This window comes from Geodermatophilus sp. CPCC 205761, assembly GCF_051383655.1.
Lineage (GTDB): Bacteria > Actinomycetota > Actinomycetes > Mycobacteriales > Geodermatophilaceae > Geodermatophilus.
Map to the genome: position 1 here is coordinate 19,187 of NZ_JALPKQ010000016.1, position 16,716 is coordinate 35,902.

The 16,716-nt window shown below is 70.6% G+C and carries 16 protein-coding genes; 9 read left to right on the forward strand and 7 right to left on the reverse strand.

The window, feature by feature from the left end; translation table 11 throughout:
• Nucleotides 1–5 precede the first annotated feature (5 nt).
• Complete coding sequence (locus MY526_RS11870; RefSeq protein WP_436703941.1) at nucleotides 6–1,619, forward strand: long-chain-fatty-acid--CoA ligase; 1,614 nt, start codon at nucleotides 6–8, stop codon at nucleotides 1,617–1,619.
• Entirely contained in the window at nucleotides 1,616–2,044 is a 429-nt protein-coding gene (locus MY526_RS11875) for an acyl-CoA thioesterase (RefSeq protein ID WP_436703942.1), read from the forward strand. Before MY526_RS11870 ends, MY526_RS11875 begins: the two co-directional genes overlap by 4 nt.
• 144 nt (nucleotides 2,045–2,188) lie before the next feature.
• Here the strand turns inward: MY526_RS11875 and MY526_RS11880 are convergent, their stop codons facing one another.
• Nucleotides 2,189–2,884 (reverse strand): hypothetical protein, encoded by a 696-nt coding sequence (locus MY526_RS11880; RefSeq protein WP_436691836.1) that lies wholly within the window; start codon nucleotides 2,882–2,884, stop codon nucleotides 2,189–2,191.
• A gap of 335 nt (nucleotides 2,885–3,219) precedes the next feature.
• Between MY526_RS11880 and MY526_RS11885 the strand changes: the two genes are divergently transcribed.
• Complete coding sequence (locus MY526_RS11885; RefSeq protein WP_436703943.1) at nucleotides 3,220–3,576, forward strand: methyltransferase; 357 nt, start codon at nucleotides 3,220–3,222, stop codon at nucleotides 3,574–3,576.
• Nucleotides 3,462–3,809, forward strand: a complete 348-nt coding sequence (locus tag MY526_RS11890; RefSeq protein WP_436703944.1) for a methyltransferase — start codon at nucleotides 3,462–3,464, stop codon at nucleotides 3,807–3,809. Before MY526_RS11885 ends, MY526_RS11890 begins: the two co-directional genes overlap by 115 nt.
• A 253-nt stretch (nucleotides 3,810–4,062) precedes the next feature.
• Here the strand turns inward: MY526_RS11890 and MY526_RS11895 are convergent, their stop codons facing one another.
• Nucleotides 4,063–4,791, reverse strand: coding sequence for an enoyl-CoA hydratase/isomerase family protein (locus MY526_RS11895; RefSeq protein WP_436691839.1), 729 nt, complete (start codon nucleotides 4,789–4,791; stop codon nucleotides 4,063–4,065).
• A 732-nt stretch (nucleotides 4,792–5,523) separates the two neighbouring features.
• A complete protein-coding gene (locus MY526_RS11900) occupies nucleotides 5,524–5,886 on the reverse strand; it encodes a hypothetical protein (protein WP_436703945.1) in 363 nt (120 codons plus the stop codon).
• Nucleotides 5,887–6,649: 763 nt separating this feature from the next.
• On the opposite strand from MY526_RS11900, the gene MY526_RS11905 reads away from it, so the two are divergent.
• From MY526_RS11905 to MY526_RS11920, 4 genes are all read left to right on the forward strand, one after another.
• Nucleotides 6,650–6,895, forward strand: a complete 246-nt coding sequence (locus MY526_RS11905) for a type II toxin-antitoxin system Phd/YefM family antitoxin (protein WP_436703946.1) — start codon at nucleotides 6,650–6,652, stop codon at nucleotides 6,893–6,895.
• Nucleotides 6,892–7,107, forward strand: coding sequence for a Txe/YoeB family addiction module toxin (locus MY526_RS11910; RefSeq protein WP_436703947.1), 216 nt, complete (start codon nucleotides 6,892–6,894; stop codon nucleotides 7,105–7,107). Before MY526_RS11905 ends, MY526_RS11910 begins: the two co-directional genes overlap by 4 nt.
• Before the next feature lie 751 nt (nucleotides 7,108–7,858).
• A complete protein-coding gene (locus tag MY526_RS11915; RefSeq protein WP_436703948.1) occupies nucleotides 7,859–8,620 on the forward strand; it encodes a hypothetical protein in 762 nt (253 codons plus the stop codon).
• 499 nt (nucleotides 8,621–9,119) lie between these two features.
• Nucleotides 9,120–10,067: a DMT family transporter gene (locus tag MY526_RS11920; RefSeq protein WP_436703949.1), complete on the forward strand. Its 948-nt coding sequence runs from the start codon at nucleotides 9,120–9,122 to the stop codon at nucleotides 10,065–10,067.
• A gap of 96 nt (nucleotides 10,068–10,163) precedes the next feature.
• On the opposite strand, the gene MY526_RS11925 is transcribed toward MY526_RS11920, so the two are convergent.
• The 4 genes from MY526_RS11925 to MY526_RS11940 all read right to left on the reverse strand — a co-directional run bounded on the left by MY526_RS11925 (nucleotide 10,164) and on the right by MY526_RS11940 (nucleotide 15,550).
• On the reverse strand, nucleotides 10,164–11,516 hold the full coding sequence (locus tag MY526_RS11925) for an MFS transporter (protein WP_436691846.1): 1,353 nt from the start codon (nucleotides 11,514–11,516) through the stop codon (nucleotides 10,164–10,166).
• A 120-nt stretch (nucleotides 11,517–11,636) separates the two neighbouring features.
• Nucleotides 11,637–13,337 carry a CocE/NonD family hydrolase gene (locus tag MY526_RS11930; protein WP_436703992.1) on the reverse strand — a complete coding sequence of 567 codons (1,701 nt, stop codon included), beginning with the start codon at nucleotides 13,335–13,337 and terminating at the stop codon, nucleotides 11,637–11,639.
• Between the two features lie 165 nt (nucleotides 13,338–13,502).
• Nucleotides 13,503–14,555, reverse strand: a complete 1,053-nt coding sequence (locus MY526_RS11935; RefSeq protein WP_436703950.1) for a Gfo/Idh/MocA family protein — start codon at nucleotides 14,553–14,555, stop codon at nucleotides 13,503–13,505.
• Nucleotides 14,556–14,716: 161 nt separating this feature from the next.
• The gene (locus MY526_RS11940; protein ID WP_436703951.1) at nucleotides 14,717–15,550 is read right to left on the reverse strand and encodes a shikimate dehydrogenase family protein; all 834 of its coding nucleotides are present in this window, start codon (nucleotides 15,548–15,550) and stop codon (nucleotides 14,717–14,719) included.
• Between the two features lie 365 nt (nucleotides 15,551–15,915).
• Here MY526_RS11940 and MY526_RS11945 point away from each other — a divergent pair, with 365 nt between their 5' ends.
• A complete protein-coding gene (locus tag MY526_RS11945; protein WP_436691850.1) occupies nucleotides 15,916–16,710 on the forward strand; it encodes an IclR family transcriptional regulator in 795 nt (264 codons plus the stop codon).
• Nucleotides 16,711–16,716 lie beyond the last annotated feature (6 nt).

The following is a 16,716-nucleotide window of genomic DNA, read 5'->3' on the forward strand; positions in this document are numbered from 1 at the left end:
GGGCGATGCACCAGTCCCTGGACATCGCCGCGATCCTGCGCCGCGCCGAGCAGTTCTCCCCGCACCGCGAGGTGGTCAGCCGCGAGCCCGACCGCAGCTGTCACCGCACCACCTACGGGGAGCTGGCCGCCCGGGCCCGCCGGCTGGCCTCCGCGCTGCTCCGGCTCGGACTGGAGCCCGGCACGCGGGTGGCGACCCTGTGCGCGACGCACCGCCAGCACTGGGAGGCCTACTACGCGGCGCCCATCGCCGGCCTGGTCACCCATCCGCTGAACCCGCGGCTGCACCCCGACGACATCGCCTTCATCGCCGACCACGCCGGCGACCGGGTCCTCATCGTCGACGAGGCGTTCCTTCCCCTGTACGAGCAGATCCGCGACCGCACTCCGTTCCGGAACGTCGTGGTGGTGGGAACGGCACCCCCGGGACTGCTGGGCTATGAGCAGCTGCTCGCCACCGGAGACCCGGAGTGGCAGCCCGCCGAACTCGACGAGCGGTCGACCGCGCTGGTCACCTACACCAGCGGCACCACCGGCCGGCCCAAGGGTGTCGAGGTGTCGCACCGCGCGATCGCCGTGCACGCGCTGTCCAGTGCCCTGCCCGGGTGGCTGGCCATCCGCGACGACGACGTCGTCATGCCGGTGGTGCCGATGTTCCACGCTCTCGCCTGGGGCTGGCCGTACACCGCCGCCCTGCTCGGCGCCAAGCAGGTGCTGCCCGGGCCGTTCCTCGACCCGGACAGCCTGCTCGAGCTCATCGCAGGTGAGCGGGTCACCCTCACCGGCGGCGTGCCCACCGTGTGGATGGGTCTGCTCAACACCCTCGACGCCGCACCCGGCACGCACGACACCAGCTCGCTCCGTGCGGTGCTCAGCGGCGGCGCCACCGCTCCACCGGCGATGATCGAGGGCCTGCGCGGCCGGCACGCCGTCCCGCTCGTGCACACCTGGGGCATGACCGAGCTCGTCATGGGCGCCGTCGCCAACCTGACCTGGGACCTGCAGGACGCACCGGAGGACGAGCAGCGCCCGCACCGCTACGCCCAGGGCGTGCCGATGCCGTTCCTGGAGATCCGGGCCCGCGGGGACGCCGGCTACGTCGCCTGGGACGGACAGAGCCTGGGGGAGCTGGAGATCCGCGGCCCCTGGGTCGCCCAGGAGTACGTCGGCGCCCCGGAGGCCAGCGCCGAGCAGTGGACCGACGACGGCTGGTTCCGCACCGGCGACGTCGTGACCATCAGCGACCGCGGCTACATCCGCATCGCCGACCGCGCCAAGGACCTGGTCAAGTCCGGCGGCGAGTGGATCTCCACCCCCGAGCTGGAGAGCGCCCTGATGGACCACCCGGCGGTCGCCGAGGCCGCAGTCGTCGCCGTCGCCGACGAGAAGTGGACCGAACGGCCGCTGGCCGTGGTCGCCTTCCGGCCCGGCACCACCGCCACACCCGAAGAGCTGCGCGAGTTCATCGCCCCGAAGGTGGCGCGCTGGTGGCTGCCCGAACGGATCGAGATCGTCGAGGCCATCCCCAAGACCGCCGTCGGCAAGTTCAACAAGCTCGCCCTCCGCCAGCAGTACGACACCCCCACCGACACTCCGGACGCAGCGAAGGCAGACTCATGACCGCGGCCAGCACCCCGACCCGTCACAGCTACCGCGGCCGGGTCGCCTGGGTCGACACCGACGCCGGCGGCCGCATCCACTTCACCGCGGCCTTCCGCTGGGCCGAGGCCGCCGAACACGACCTGCTCCGCAGCCTCGGCCACTCCTTCCACGGCGGCTTCCCCCGCGTCGACGTCCAGGCCACCTACCGTGCCCCGCTGCGCTTCGACGACGAGTTCGAGCTCGCCCTCGGCGTCGCCACGGTGGGCACGTCGTCGATCGGCTACACGTGGCAGATCCGCAGCGGGAACGCCCTCGCCATCGAGGGACGTCACCTGGCGGTGTACGTCGGGGACGGGGAACGCCCGGTCCCGCTGCCCGCACAACTGCACGACCAGCTCTCGCACATGCTCCCGAAGACCGCCGCCGTGCCGGGCGCGTCCTGACGACCAGCTGCACCTCCGCCGGGCGACGTCGGGTGGGTGGAATGCTCGGGACACGCAGGTGATCCGGCTGACTCACCGTCACGCTCCGCTACGGCGCCACGGTCGCTGAAGATCAGTGCTCGTGCAGTTCGCGACCGCGATTCCTCACCACCTTTGTGACCACCAGGCACCCTGTGCGGAGTCCGTCGCCCCGTGCACCAGTCGAATCTCCTCGCCGGCCGGGAGGGCGTCGGGATGCCTCCGGGCCCAGGCCAGGAGCGCGATGTAGGCCACGTCGAAGACGAAGCACAGGATTCCGAGCGTCAGGATGAAGGCAGAACTCTCGTGGACACCGAAGATGATCGTGGGCGCGGCGGTCCCGATCCACTTCGCGACCGCAATGGTCATCGACTGCCCGCGCGGCCCGCGCCGCCCAACGAACATCGCGATGAACAGTCCAGACATCAGCAGGTTCTGCAGAAACGCTGAGTAGCGCGCCGCCTGGGCGTAGTCGAACTCGACGACGAAGGCCCACTGGACGACGTAGGCCGTGACGAAGACGAGGACCCCCCACCCGATGAACATGCCCCGGGTGAGGAAGGAGGGCAGCTCCCGCCGGCCGTACCGGAAGAAGGTGTAGACGATGACGACGTCGGCCAGGGCCCACACGAGATTGATGTACGCCTGAAGGCCGGGCTCCGTGGCCAGGCCCCACACCGAGTAGATGGACTCCCAGGCGATGTTCAGCGCGAGGGCGGCAACGGGCAGCGCGTAGGTCCGCTGGGCAAACCCCACCCGGATCGCTTCGATGTAGACGACGGTCCAGGCGATTCCGCTCAGCGCGGTGAGAAGCGTGATCATCGGTTCTCCCTGGCGGGCATCGAGCGTTCGCACCCTAGCCCCGGAGCGCGGTGTTCGGCGGCGTACGGACCTGCTGTGCCCAGCGGGTTCCCCGCCTGCGGGGCCGATGCAGAGCGGTCGTGGCGACACCATCCCCGGTGGCAGGGAGGCAGGCCGGCTTGATGAGCCGGCTTGGCCGCACCGCAAGGTTCACTCGTGCGGCGGCGACCTCGGAAGCTGCTGGTGCACGGTCGGCGCGCGACCCTCGCCCTCCGGTTGACACGGCCGACCGCGAGGGAGAAGTACGGCAACCGGTACAGCAACGAGCTTCGAACGACGTCACGGATCCCGCGAACGTGCCTGGAGATGACCTGGAACATGCCGTCCGGACCGGAGAGCCGGCGTTCGCGCGGGTGCACGACACCGATCTGTTCGGCCACCTGGAGACACATCCCGACGACGCCGCCGTCTTCGACGGCGCCATGCAGGACATCGCCGGGAGCTTTCTGGCCGGGATCCTTGTCGTGTACGACTTCTCCGGATACACGACCCTGGTCGACGTCGGTGGCGGCACCGGCGCCCTGCTCGCACCCCGCAGGTGGTCGCCGAAGCCGAACCGGTACTGCACGCCGCCGGGGTCGCCGACCGGTGCCAGCGGGTCGCGGGGAACTTCTTCGACCAGGTGCCGCCGGCAGCCGACCTCTACATCCTGAGCAACATCGTTCACGACTGGGACGACGGGAGTGCACTGCAGATCCTCGGGACATGCCGATCCGCGATGCGCGCCGACTCACGCCTGCTGATCATCGAACTGGTGCTGCCTGACGACCCCGGCCGTCCATGGGGAAGCTGCTGGACCTCGAGATGCTCGCCGTCACGCCCGATCGACGTCAACGCACCGGCCTGCAGTACACCCGGCTGCTCGCTGACGCCCGGTTCGACGTGACTCAGGTCGTCGCTGCGCTGCCCGGCGCACCGGCGAGCTACGTGGACGCCGTTCCGGCGGGCGGACTGGCGCACCGTCCGGTCTGAGCGTTGGTGGTCGCCTCGAGAGGGTGCCGCGAGGGTCGCCAAGTGACGTTACTCATCGCCGTCCAGGTGGTCCGCCCTCGACCGTTCCGCCGGTTGACCTGCGGAGACGTACTCCGGTGGACATCCGCAGGCTTCGCTCAGCCGCCCCGGCAGTTCGGGTACCGAGTTCAGCGCCGGGTCAGCGCCGCGAGGGCGCCCTCGATCCGGAGCCGGGTGTCGTCGGAGGCCCAGCCGGCGAGGATGGCTGCGTCGCCACCGGCGTTCGCTTCGATCGCCGTGTTCGCGGGGCGGTGGAGCTGGATCTTGGCCAGCCGGTAGGACTCGGGCAACCGGGCGGCCAGCTCGGTGGCCAGCGCGACCGCCCGCGGCAGCAGCTCGCCCGGCTCGGCGAGCTCGTCGATCATCCCCAGGGCCAGCGCACGCTCGCGGTCCTCGGTCTGCGCGCCGAACAGCACCTGGCCGGCACGGGAACCGAGCGCGTGCCGGACGATCTCCAGGGCGGTGGTCGGGAAGGGGACGCCGACCGCCAGCTCGGTCAACCCGATCCGTCCACCCGACATCAGCCGCAGGTCGCAGGCGAGGGCCAGCACGCAGCCGCCGGCGATCGCATGCCCGTTGACCGCCGCGACGGTCGGCCGCGGATGGTCGAACACGACCCGAAAGGTGCGGGACAGGGCCGCCAGGAGCTCCTCGGTGTATGGCCGGCCGCCGTCCAGGATCCGGCGCAGGTCCACCCCGGCGGAGAAGGACGCGCCGGTGCCGGTGATGACCAGCGCCCGGTCGGATGCGGTCACGGCCTCGGTGAGGGCGTTCAGCAGCTCCACGTCGAGGGCGCCGACCCGGCCGTGGTCGATGCGCAGAACGGCAACGTCATCCCGATCCTCGATGATCAGCATCGGGCCATCATCCACGCATCGCGGTGTGATGCCCGGACAGTTGGAGCTTCGCGGGAACGGACCCGACGAGGGCCTGCTGCTGCCGGAGGTCGGAGATCGTGTCGAGAGCCCGGCCAGGAGCTGACGCCGCCACCACGCCCGGGCGCCGGGTCCCGGGCCCGGAGAGGTGCCTGGGTGGCCGCCCAGTGTGAACGCCACCGCCAGCTGCGCCGGTGTGGTCTCGAGCTCCCCAGCGCGCCTCACCACTTCGGCCGCGGCCCGGACCGGCCGATTCGGAGGTGGGGCATGGAGACAGTCCGGCGGCGACTCTTGACCACCATCGCACCCTGTTCGGGCTGGTCCGCCACCGAGCGCCGCCGTTCCGTATCTCCCTTGACCTGCGCCAGTGAACCCGGACAAACGGTTGTGGACCCGCGGCCGACGGCTGCGGGCAAAAGGCGCACGAGCCGCTTCGTGCTCTCACCCGGGGAGACATGCTCCGTGCGGCCTTCGGGCGACGGGCACACGGTGAATGCGCCGCTGCTCGGCGTGGCGTGCCGGATCGGTCGGCCGTGATGATCCTGGGACATTTCCAATTCTGACGCACCGGACCCCTGTACGGGCACGTTGCGTCGCGGTCGTCGAACGAGGCCGCGGCTGTCATGGAACGAGCGCTGCGGGGAGAGGTATGCGCCCGAAAGACGTGTCGGCAGTACCGGCGCAGGGTGGTCAGCTGCCGGGGCGAGACGGGGCCTACGTGGCCTGTCGGCTGAGGATCGCGTCGACTTCTGCGGTCTCCTCCGCCGAGTAGCGGCCGAGGATCAGGCCAAGCTCCATGCGCTCGGCGGGCGTCTGGTACGAGGCCAGCTCCTGCGCGAGACGCCGGCGCGCCGTGCGCGAGGCGCGGCGATGGGCGATCGAGGTACGCATCGTCGTGATCGTCGTGATCGTCGTGAAGGACATGGAACACCTCTTCTTTTCTCTCTCGTCGTGCGACCGAGTCTGCGTCGCCTTTTCAGTGTTGGCGGTCGGGCGTGCAATTTCACGCAGGCCGGCTGTGATCCGCCTCAACACGTGGTGACGCACGTCATCGATCGAAGCGGTCTCCACGCGCATCGTGGTCCGCCTCTCGGGAAACGCGTGAGCGCGCTCACGGATTTGTCGAGGGTCGCGCCTCTCAGTCAGAAACGGGCCTTCGCGGTTCTCCGGGTGAAGCGCCGGTCATCGTGGAGGCGGCGTGTTCCGAGACGGTCTTGGGAGCGAGTCGGGTGATGCGGAGAAATCGGGCAGAAAGGCCGAAGGCGTTGGAACTCATTCGTCACCTGCCGTTCATCGCCAGTCCACTCGGGCGTATCCGAGTTGCACGGCGACGAGGCTGGCGGTGGCGTTGCACCCCCGCGCGACGAAGGCCCGCAGAACCGAGGAGGCGCGGGCGGAGACCCGCGGCCCGATCATCGGGGCCGTCGTGGCTCAGGTCCTGGCCGGCGGGCGGCGGGGGTGATGGCCAGGAGGTAGGACTACGGAGCGTCGCTCAGTGCCGCCTGCTGCGCCGGCGGGCCATGGCCGCCGCCAGGTCCTCACGGTTCTCGACCTTGCCGCGGGCGAGCTCGGCCTCGAGGCGTGCAGCCGCCGCATGGTGTCGGCGTCGGCGAGGTCTCGATGCTCTCCTCCAGCGACTCGAGGTCCTCGGTGGCCAGCAGCACCGCGGAGGACTTGCCGTGCACCCTCACGTCGCCGCGCTGGTGCTGTCCGCTGACCCGCGCGACGACCTTCGACACATGCGCCTTCGCGTCGGCCAGGACACTCGGCCGGAACGGGTCGGCCGCGCGAAAGCAGCCGGGTGGGACGGTTTCTCCTCCCACTAGCCGATGGAGTCTCCATGTCCGTGACGGCCAGCGAAGCGCGCCAGCGGTTGTTCCCGCTGATCGAAGAGGTGAATGCCGATCAGATCGCGGTGGAGATCCTCTCGAAGAAGGGCACCGCGTTCCTGGTCTCGGCTGCTGAGTACCGGTCGCTGAAGGAGACCGTGTACCTGCTCCAGTCGCCGCGCAACGCCCAGCGCCTCGGGGAGAGCCTCGCCGACGTCGCGGCGGGTTCGGTGGAGCCTCACCAGCTGTCGGAGTGAGGATCGCGTTCACGGCGAACGGCTGGGCGGACTACACCAGTGGGGCCGGGGACCGGAAGGTGCTCGCGCGGATCAACCGCCTGATCAGCGAAGCGGCCCGGGATCCAGCGACCGGTACCGGCAGGCCCGAGCGGCTCAGCGGGGACCTGTCGGGCTGCTGGTCGCGTCGCATCGACCATGGAGCACCGCCTGGTCTACACGGTCGACGGTGACCAGCTCGTCGTCCTGGAGGCGCGCTACCACCACTGACGTGCCGTCGGCCCGTGCTTGTGTGCAGCCACCGGAGCGAACACCGGACTTCCGGCCCCGCTCGACAGCGCACCCATAGGTGGGTCCAGGAGGCTGAGCGCAGCGGAATGCCTGGCCCCGTCGCCCTCGGCGGCCCAGTTTGTGGGACACGTCCGGACCGACCCTGGGTGCGGCTCTCCAGTGTCAGACGGCGGGCTCACGCGAGCTTGGACCACCGTCTGGCGGCCTGACTCGTCGGCGCGCATCGGCGAGGGCGAGCTGGCTGAACGCAAGTAGCTCGATGCCCGGCAAGCGTTCGTCTCTGTCGAATGCACCGCGATCGACACGCCGGGAGGGCGAGCTGCACAACGCCTGGGCGGTCCGGCGGCTCAACCAGGTCAATCCGCGTCGGGAGTTCCCCTTCCCCACACCCGAGGAGGTCGGGGGCGTGCTGACCGAGAAGCTGGGCAGCATCGAGCACGCGGCGGCCGGCACGAGGCGTGCAACTGGGGACCGCGGTGGCCCAGCGTCACCGGGATCACACGGGCGTGTTCGTGCTGGTCACCGGCTCGTCGGGGGTGTGCCGGCTGCGGTCTCGAGGTGCGCGGGCTGGGGTCTGGACGCGCGGCACAGTAGCCTCGAAGGCGCTGACCTGGGTCGGCTCCGGCCTCTCCCGGGCCGTTTCCGACCGGACCCGTGCAGCCCTCCTCCCGGACATCGACCCCGACGGAGCTCATGACTGCCTCGAAGACCTCTCCCGACGACCGAGCCGACAAGGCCGAACCGTCCGAGAAGAGCCCCATCCTCAGCCCCGTCCAGATCGCCGCCGGCGCCCTCGCCGCCGTTTCCTCCGCCGTGGTCGCATCGCTGTTCGGGATGGCGGGCACCCTCATCGGCGCGGCGGTCGCGAGCGTGATCTCCACCGTGAGCGCCGCCGTCTACGGCGAGTCCCTGCGCCGGACGAACGAGCGGCTGCGGGGGGCCCGGAGCCGAGGGACCGGGCAGGCGGGAGCTCCGGCGGGGGAGCCCGACGCCACCCGCGTGCTGCCGCCGCGACTGGACCCACGGCGAGCTCCGGCGAGGTGGCGGCCACGGTGGTCGCGGATGGCGGCCGGTGCCGTCGCCGTCTTCGCGGTGGCGATGGGCATCGTGACCGGGGTGGAGGTGATCGGGCAGCAGCCGGTGTCGGCGCTCGTCGGTGACTCGTCCACCTCGGAGACGACGACGATCGGCGCGCTCACCAACGCGTCCTCGCACCGCGACCAGGCGCCATCGACGCCCGACTCCCCGACGACGCAAGCGCCTGCAACGCCCTCAGCCGAGAGCGCGCCCGGGGATGTTCCCGCGGAGCCGGATCCCTCCGACCGGAGCGAGACGGAGAGCTCGGAGTCGGCACCGACAGGATCCGCGAGCCCCTCCGCCGAGCCGACCGACCCCTCCGAGGAGTCGTCCGAGGAGGTCCCGGCCTCCGGCGAAGGTCAGTCCGCTGCACCCTGAGTGGGGCGCGCAGGATGTCGGTCATCCGATCCGTTGCGGCCTGAGAGCCTCCTCAACAAGGGCAGGGCGCCAGTCTGCGCTGCCATGTGAGGTCTCGTCCTCGAGGGGTCCGCAGGGCCGCCGTCCGGCCGGATGCACGCGGGGCCGGGACAGTCGTGTGAGCGGTCGTCGGCGTACTCTTCCTCGACGCTGCCAGCCCGCCCGGCCGCCGTGCTGAGGTGTAGCCGGTTCCACTCAGGGAACACCCGGACCTCGCGTGGGCTCACGTGGAAGGGTTCCGGACCAGTGGGGTCACCTGACGAGAAGAGTGTCCCGACGTGGCCCTCGTGGACCTGTCCATGCCGGTGATGAACAGCGTGGCGCACGACGGAAGCAGTGCCCGCCGTCCGAGCCGGGGCCGGGATCCTCGTGCTGACCGGGCAGGGGTACGCGGCACCATCCCAGGTGTGACCCTGACCGGACCGATCCGGCCACCCCGGGCATCGGGAGGTCGCGCCCGGTGACCCCGCCGGCGACGCGGGCGAGGGCGGTTCAGGCGCTGGACGAGCGGCCGTTGCTCATGCTGTGGATCGGTGTCGTGCTGTTCAGCCTCGGTCCGGTGCTGGTCGCCGGCTCCACCACGTCCGGTGCCGTGCTGTCCTTCTGGCGTCTGTGGATCGGCGCCCTGCTGCTCGGGGCGCTCACGCTGTGGCAGCACCGGGTCCGGGGGACGCGTGCCAGCCGACGTGGGTGGGGGTGGACGGCGGCGGCCGGTCTGGCCTTCGGCGCGCACCAGCTGTTCTTCATGATCTCGATCAAGGCGACGTCGGTGGTCGACGTGACCCTGATGCAGGTGCTGCAGCCGATCCTGGTCGGCGTTCTCGCCTTCGTGGTCTTCGGCGAACGTCCCGGCCTGGCCTTCCGCCTCTGGTCGGTGGTCGCGGGCGTCGGCGCGGCTCTGGTCGTGGTGGCGGGTACCACGGGACCGGAGGGGAACCCGGTCGGCATGGCGTTGGCGCTGGCGAACGTGGTGTGCTTCGCCTTCTACTTCGTCTGGTCCAAGCAGGCGATGGCCCACATCGGCGCGTTGCCCTTCCTGCTGGGGGTGGCGGTCGTCGCCGGACTGGCCGTCTCGTTGTTCGCTGCCGTGGTCGGGGAACGGGTCTCCAGCATCGACCGCACGGACCTGCTGATCGCGGCGAGCATCGCCGTCGTCCCGGGTGCCTTGGGCCACTTCCTCACGACGCACTCGCTGTCGCGGGTTCCGGCCAACCTGCCGCCGGTGATGCAGCTCGCCATGCCGTTCCTGTCCGGCGGCCTGGCCTGGTTGCTCCTGGGTGAGGGCTTCGCCGTGATGCACGTGGTCGGTGGCCTGGTGACCGTGGTCGGTGTCGTGGGTGCCCTGCTCTCACCGGCGGACCGGCAGCGATCGGTCAGCGAGTCCCCGGGACCTGTCACGCCGGACTGAGGTGTCGGCCTTCCGCCCTCCCGACATGCGCGACGCCGAGGGACTCGCGGAAGCCACTCCTCTCACCCGCACCGCGCTCGTCGTCGAGCCGGCGCCTCACACCCGAGTGGCGGCCTCGCCTGGCACGGCCTTACCGAGGTCGAGCATCGGTGTCCTGTAGTTCTCGCGCATGGTCATCGCCGCGATCGCCGCCACAGCCGCGGCCGCACTGGCGAAGACCGCCACCGGAACCCAGTTCTCGAGGTCCGGACCGGCAAGCGCCGCGGCGATGGCCGGGGCGAATCCGCCGAGCGCGAATCCGAACTGCGTGCCGATCGCGACGCCCGACATCCGGACCCTGGTGTCGAACTGCTCGCTCCACAGCGCGAACGCGGCCCCGCCGTACCCGCTGTAGAAGACGGCGACCATCAGGATCCCGAAGACCCACGTCAGAGCCATGTTGCCCTGGCTCACCGCCCAGATGAACGGCCAGACCATCACCGCGGCGCCCCCGACGCCGGTCACGTACACGGGCTTGCGACCGAAACGGTCCGCCAGGAAGCCAGCAGCCGGGATCGCGCCGAGCGCGATGATGTTGCAGGTGATCTGCAACCACAGCAGGGTCGTGCGGTCCATACCGACGGTGTTGACGCCGTACGTCAGCAGGTAGATGCCGAAGATCGTGCTGATGACCGAGGCCAGCGCAGCGAACACGATCTTCAACACCTCCGGCGTGTATCCGCGGAACAGCACCTTGAGCGGCGCCTTCGGCACCTCGTTGTGCTCGGCCTCCTCCTCGAAGGCCGGGCTCTCGTGCAGGGTGCGCCGGATCCACCAACCGACCGCCATCACCACGACGCTCAGCAGGAACGGGATCCGCCACCCCCACGAGAACAGAACGTCCTCGGGCATCGCCGAGATCGGGATGAAGACTGCCGTCGCGAGGATGAGCCCACCTTGCGTCCCGGCGAGGGTGAAGCTGGAGTAGAACGCCCTCTTGTTGGCCGGCGCGTGTTCCAGCGAGGTGGAACTCGCGCTGGACTGCTCGCCGGACACCGCCAGGCCCTGGAAGACGCGCAGGATCAGCAGCAGGACGGGCGCGGCGAAGCCGATCTGGTCGAAGGTGGGCAGACACCCGATGAGGAAGGTCGCGGCCCCCATGCCGAACAGGGTGAGGACCAGGACCTTCTTGCGGCCGATGGTGTCCCCGAGGTGGCCGAGGATGAAGGAGCCGACCGGGCGGGCGACATAAGCGACGCCGAAGGTCGCCAGCGACGCGATGGTGGCAGCGGCCTCGTTCCCCTCCGGGAAGAAGACCTGCGGGAAGATCAGCGCCGCCGCTGTCCCGTAGATGAAGAAGTCGTAGTACTCCAGCGCGCTGCCGATCCAGGCCGAGATCGCGGCCTTGCGGGGCGTCTTCTGCACATGCGGCTCGTGCGCGCCTGCGGGTTCGACCAGGGTCTCGTCCACGATGCCTCCGTCCCGAGCGGAAGTCCGACGATCGATTGCAGTGTCAGCCCAAGGGACCTCCGCCGCTCAGTGGCCTGGCGAGGCTTCCGCTCAGCGGAACGAAGCGAGCCTGACGCCGGCTCAGACGACGGTCACGTGGATCCTGCTCGGACGCGTCGGGTCGTGGAAGATCCGTTGCCGGGCGACGCGGGTCTCCGTGGCGTCCACCGGGTCGTCGTCGGTGTTGGTGTGGCGGATCCAGCGGGGGTGCGAGCTGGAGGTGACGTCGACGCGGATGCGATGGCCGGGCAGGAAGGTGAGTCCGGTTGCCCACAGGTCGATGCAGAACCGGTAGGGCGCGTCGGGCTCGAGCGGGCTGGGCGGAGCGGGCCGGACGACACCGGGCTCCGGGTAGGTGTCGCGGGCGCTGGCCCGGATGATGCCGTCGACGACGTTGAAGGCGCGACCGTCGGGATGCACGTCGACGAGCCGGGCCACGAAGTCGGTGTCGGGAGCGGACGAGGCGGCGAACAGCGTGACGGAGACGGCGCCGAGCACCGTGTAGGGCTGCTCGAGGGGCGCGCTGGTGTAGGACAGCACGTCCGGGCGCGCCTCGATCTCGCGTTGGTCGAAGGGGCCGGGCGGCAACGTCGGTGCCAGCATCGTCGAGCCGCCGCGCGTGGGGACCGGATCTGCGGGGTCGTAGTCGTAGCGGTCGGGCTCGCTGTCGGTTGCGGCGGTGCGTTCGAGGCCACCGCCGGGTTGCAGGTACCAGTCCTCCGTGCGTGCCCCCGGAACGGGATAGCTGTCGTAGGAGCGCCAGCGGTTCTCGCCCATCACGAAGAGCCGGACGGGTGCCGTGTCGGCCAGCGCGTCGTCGCGGCCCTTCAGGGTGGCGTCGTACCAGCGCAGGTGCTCGCCGTTGAGACCACCCCTGCCGTCGAGGACCGCCCCGGAGGCGGCGGGACCGAAGTCCAGCTCACCGGCATTGCCGAGATAGGAGCTGTGCGTCCACGGACCGACCAGCAGGTGGGGGACGCGGCGGCCGGTGCGTGCGGCCACGTCACGCATGGCCTCGTACTGGGTCAGCGTGCCGGGCGTGAAGATGTCGTACCAACCGCCGACGTGGAACGTGTCGGCGTGCACGCGCTCGTACGTGTCGGTGGGCCACGGCCGACGATGCAGCGCGGCGTCGAGGGGCCTGCTCATCGCGGCGATGACGTCGCCCATCATGCTCCCGGGCAGAGCTGCCAATTGATGCAGCGGCAGGAGTCGGAACAGCTCGCCGGAGGCCAGTCTCGCGGTGGTCCTGCCGAACTCGGCCATCGCCCGGGCCAGACCCTCGGGGTCCCCGCGGTGGCGCCGCGCCAGGATGTCGGCTCCGATCAGGAACTGCATCCAACCGAGGCGGGAGCCCTCGTGCGCGCCGCCCGGTCGCTCCTGGGCCTCGGTCGAGTAGTGGAAGCGCGACACACCGGTGACCATGCTCCTGAGCGCAGGCGGCTCCATGACCGCGGCGCGCCACTGCGTCTCCGAGTGGTAGGACCGCCCGAACATGCCCACCTGGCCGTCCGAGCCGGGGAGCTCGGCGGCCCACTGGACCGAGTCGTAGCCGTCCTCGAACTCCTGGTCACTGGGCGTGAACTCGCCGTCCGACGCGTAGCGGCCCCGGACGTCCTGCATGACGACGATGTACCCGTGGGCGGCCAGCCGGACGGGATCGGCGTACATCAGGTTGATGTTGACGTCCTTGTTGTACGGCTGCCGGGACAAGAGCACCGGGTATCGCCCGCCGTCGGCAGGTCGGTACACATCGGCCCTGAGCACGACCCCGTCGCGCATCCGCCCTTCGACGTCATGCTGGACGAGAACGTCACGGCGCTCGGCGACGGAGGTCACGGTGCCGGAGTCTAGGTGTGAGCGGGGCGGCTCCTCTGACCGTTTCGGGCATCTGACCGGGCGGCGGAGGCGCGCTGAGCCTGCGCAGGATCCGCTGGCAGCCGTGACTCAGTCCGGGATGTCCTCCCACCGACCCGCCCGGGCCGACCGGAAGAGGGCCTCGATCGTCGTCAGCGTCACGGCGGCGTCCTCGATGGGCCAGGCCGGTACGGCCTCGCCCAGAAGGCGTCGGGAGAACCGCTCGATCTGCAGCGCGTACTGGTCCACCGGTTCGTACCCGATCGTCCGCGTCGGGAGGCACCCGACGCTGCCCGCATCGCCGATCTCCAACCTGCACGCGGTCGGGCGGGCGTGGGCGAACGGGAAGTCGCACCGCAACCAGCCGGTGGAGCCCAGGACCGTGAGCTGCTGATGGGTGGCCCAGGAGTCCGGACCGGACTGCGTCGCCACCGTGAACGTGGCATGGGCATCGCCGTAGTCCAGCATCGCGGTCGTCAGCCGGTCGATCCGGAAGTCGGGGTCGTGATCCATCGAGGCGGTGACCCTCCGGGCACCTCGACCGAAGACCGCGTTGCACGCGGCGAGGACGTACGAGCCGAGGTCGTACAGCGCGCCGCCGCCGCGAGCCGGGTCGTTGCGGATGTCGTCGGGGTCGAGGAACTGCTTGGCGAGGGTCGCCTGCAGGGACCGCACGGCGCCGATCGTCCCGGCCCGGAGCAGCGCGGCGATCTCGTACCACTGCGGGTGGTTGCGGAACCCGAACGCTTCTTCGATGTGACGCCCGGTGCGGTCGCGGACCCCGCGGAGGACGGCCACATCGCTCGCGCGGAGGCACAGCGGCTTCTCGCACAGCACGTGCTTGCCCGCCTCCATCGCCCGTACCGCCCACTCGACGTGCAGGTCGTTGGGCAGCGGCACGTACACCGCATCGACCTCCGGGTCGCCGAGCAGCTCGTCGTACGACCCGTACGCGCGAGGCGCACCCAGTTCCCTCGCGGCACGCTCGGCCTGATCCCGCCGCCGGGAGGCGATCGCCAGCAACGTCGCGGACGGCGCCTGCGCCATCGCGGGGATGGTTCGCGTGGTCGCGATCATCGCCGTGCTCAGCACGCCCCAGCGGACCGTCGGCGGAGCGGCCCCCGACGCAGCGGGGCGAGTCACCTCTTCGTCACCCTCCGCTCCATCCCCTCCTGCATCGACTCTGCGTCGACGGTCGGGAACCGGCTGTCCGCGAGCGTCGTCGGCGCCGCCACCTGGTCGCATCGGCCCCGGTCGCCCCAGTGTGAACGACTCCTCACGGATGCGGAGGAACGAGGAGCCCGTCAGTCCTCCACCAGCGAGACTGCGCGGAGCTCCTCGGGGGTGGCCGTGCCGAACCCGAAGAACTCCAGATAGGCCGGGATCATCTCGAAGAGCATGTCCTTGCCCACCTGCACCTTGCAGCCCTTCTCCTGGGCAGCGCGCAGGAACGGGGTGATCTCCTGCTTCATCACGACCTCCCCGACGAACGCTGTCGGGGCGAGCCGGTCGACGTCCATCGGCAGTGGGTCGTCGTCGTTCATCCCCAGCGGGGTCGCGTTCACCGCGAGGTCGTAGCCGGCGGGGTCCTTCGAGCCGGTCGTGACCTGCAGCCGGGGGTAGTGAGCGGTCAACCGCTGCGCCAGCGACTCGGATGCGGCGGTGTTCGGATCGAACAGTCCCAGCTCCGCGACGCCCTCTCCGGCCAGCGACGCCGCAATCGGCGAACCGACGCCGCCGTTGCCGACGACGAGCGCCTTCTTCCCCTGCAACGAGAGGCCCTTCCGCAGAACGCCCCGCACGAAGCCGGTCCCGTCGAACTGCTCCCCGACGAGGGTTCCGTCCTCCCGCAGGAGGACGGCGTTGACCGCGCCGGCCGCAGCCGCGGTCGGCGAGAGCTCATCGACCAGGCCCATGGTCGTGACCTTGTGCGGCATGGTCACCAGTGCCCCGCGGATGTTCGTCAGCGTGAACAACGAGCGGAAGAAGGTCGGGTAGTCCTCGGCCTTGACGCCCATCGGGACGACGACGGCGTCGATGTCCTTCTTCTCGAACCAGGGGTTGTAGATGAGAGGCGACTTGAACGCGAAGGTCGGGTAGCCGAGGTGGGCGATGAGGGTGGTCGTGCCGCTGATCATGTGCTCCTCCAGCCGGTCTCTCCCGCGGTGGACACGGTGGGTCCACGAGACCCGCGAAAGAGAATGATCGCCCCGACGGGTCCCTGGCGGACGTGTTTCCTACTCAGCGGAACGGCTCGTCATGCGCCAGGTCCCGAGGGCTGCACGGGTCGCACCGGCCTCGGGCGATGGGCGGCTTCCTGGCGCCAGGACTACATCTGCGCTGGTGGGGGCGTCGAGTCCTGACCCCATCGGCGTCCGTTCGGGGCGGTTCACTGCGGTCCGTGCCGAACCGGTCGGGGTCCGGGTAGCGACGCTCGTCCCGGTCGGAGCAGCACGAACTTCCGGGATCCGGAAGAAGTGATCCAGCGCACTAGCCTGGCGGAGTGGAGGACGATCGTCGGGCCGGCGAGGCGGGGGGTCGTCGATCGGTCACGGTTCGAGCCACCTCGCTGCTGAGCGCCTTCGACGCCGACCACCGGGTGCTGAACCTCTCGCAGCTGTCCCGCCGCAGCGGCCTCCCGCTGGCGACCGTTCACCGTCTGGCCGCCGACCTCGTCGCGAGCCGCCTGCTGGAGCGCCGGGCCGACGGCCGCTACGAGGTCGGCGCGCTCCTCTGGCGACTCGGGCTGCTCGCACCGCCCACCGAGCTGCGTGAGCTCGCCCAGCCCCACCTGCAGGACCTCGTGGCAGCCACGGGGCACACCGTCCACCTGGCCGTCCTGGACGGTGCCGGCGCACTGGTCATCGACCGGCTCTCCGGGACGCGGACCGTCCCCACCCGGCACAGTCCCGGTCACCACCTGCCGCTGCACTGCACGGCGGTGGGCAAGGCGCTGCTGGCCTACGCCGACCCCGGCCTCGTCGACCGGGTCGCCGGTGACCTCCGGCGGCACACCGCGTACACCGTCACCGATCCGGCTGCCCTGTGTCGACAGATGGACGAGATCCGGAGGAGCGGCGTGGCGCGCAGCGCCCAGGAGCACCGCCTCGGCGTCTCCTCCCTGGCCGTGCCGGTGAACGGCCACGACGGCGTGGTGGCCGCGATCGGCCTCCTGGCCCCCCTCCGCAGCCCTCGCCTGTCCGGTGCCCTGCCGCACCTCCGGGCCGCCTCGGCCTCGCTGAGTGCCGATCTGCTCCGCAGCGGACTCGAGGTCGCGACCTCCGGCGGCCAGGCCTGAGCGTCT

What these genes read in the sequence shown, in the direction of transcription:
- MY526_RS11870 (WP_436703941.1), top strand. Translation starts at nt 6, where the DNA reads ATGCACCAGTCCCTGGACATCGCCGCGATCCTGCGCCGCGCCGAGCAG.
- MY526_RS11875 (WP_436703942.1), top strand. Translation starts at nt 1,616, where the DNA reads ATGACCGCGGCCAGCACCCCGACCCGTCACAGCTACCGCGGCCGGGTC.
- MY526_RS11880 (WP_436691836.1), bottom strand. Translation starts at nt 2,884, where the DNA reads ATGATCACGCTTCTCACCGCGCTGAGCGGAATCGCCTGGACCGTCGTC.
- MY526_RS11895 (WP_436691839.1), bottom strand. Translation starts at nt 4,791, where the DNA reads ATGCTGATCATCGAGGATCGGGATGACGTTGCCGTTCTGCGCATCGAC.
- MY526_RS11900 (WP_436703945.1), bottom strand. Translation starts at nt 5,886, where the DNA reads ATGCGCGTGGAGACCGCTTCGATCGATGACGTGCGTCACCACGTGTTG.
- MY526_RS11905 (WP_436703946.1), top strand. Translation starts at nt 6,650, where the DNA reads ATGTCCGTGACGGCCAGCGAAGCGCGCCAGCGGTTGTTCCCGCTGATC.
- MY526_RS11915 (WP_436703948.1), top strand. Translation starts at nt 7,859, where the DNA reads ATGACTGCCTCGAAGACCTCTCCCGACGACCGAGCCGACAAGGCCGAA.
- MY526_RS11930 (WP_436703992.1), bottom strand. Translation starts at nt 13,337, where the DNA reads ATGCGCGACGGGGTCGTGCTCAGGGCCGATGTGTACCGACCTGCCGAC.
- MY526_RS11940 (WP_436703951.1), bottom strand. Translation starts at nt 15,550, where the DNA reads ATGATCAGCGGCACGACCACCCTCATCGCCCACCTCGGCTACCCGACC.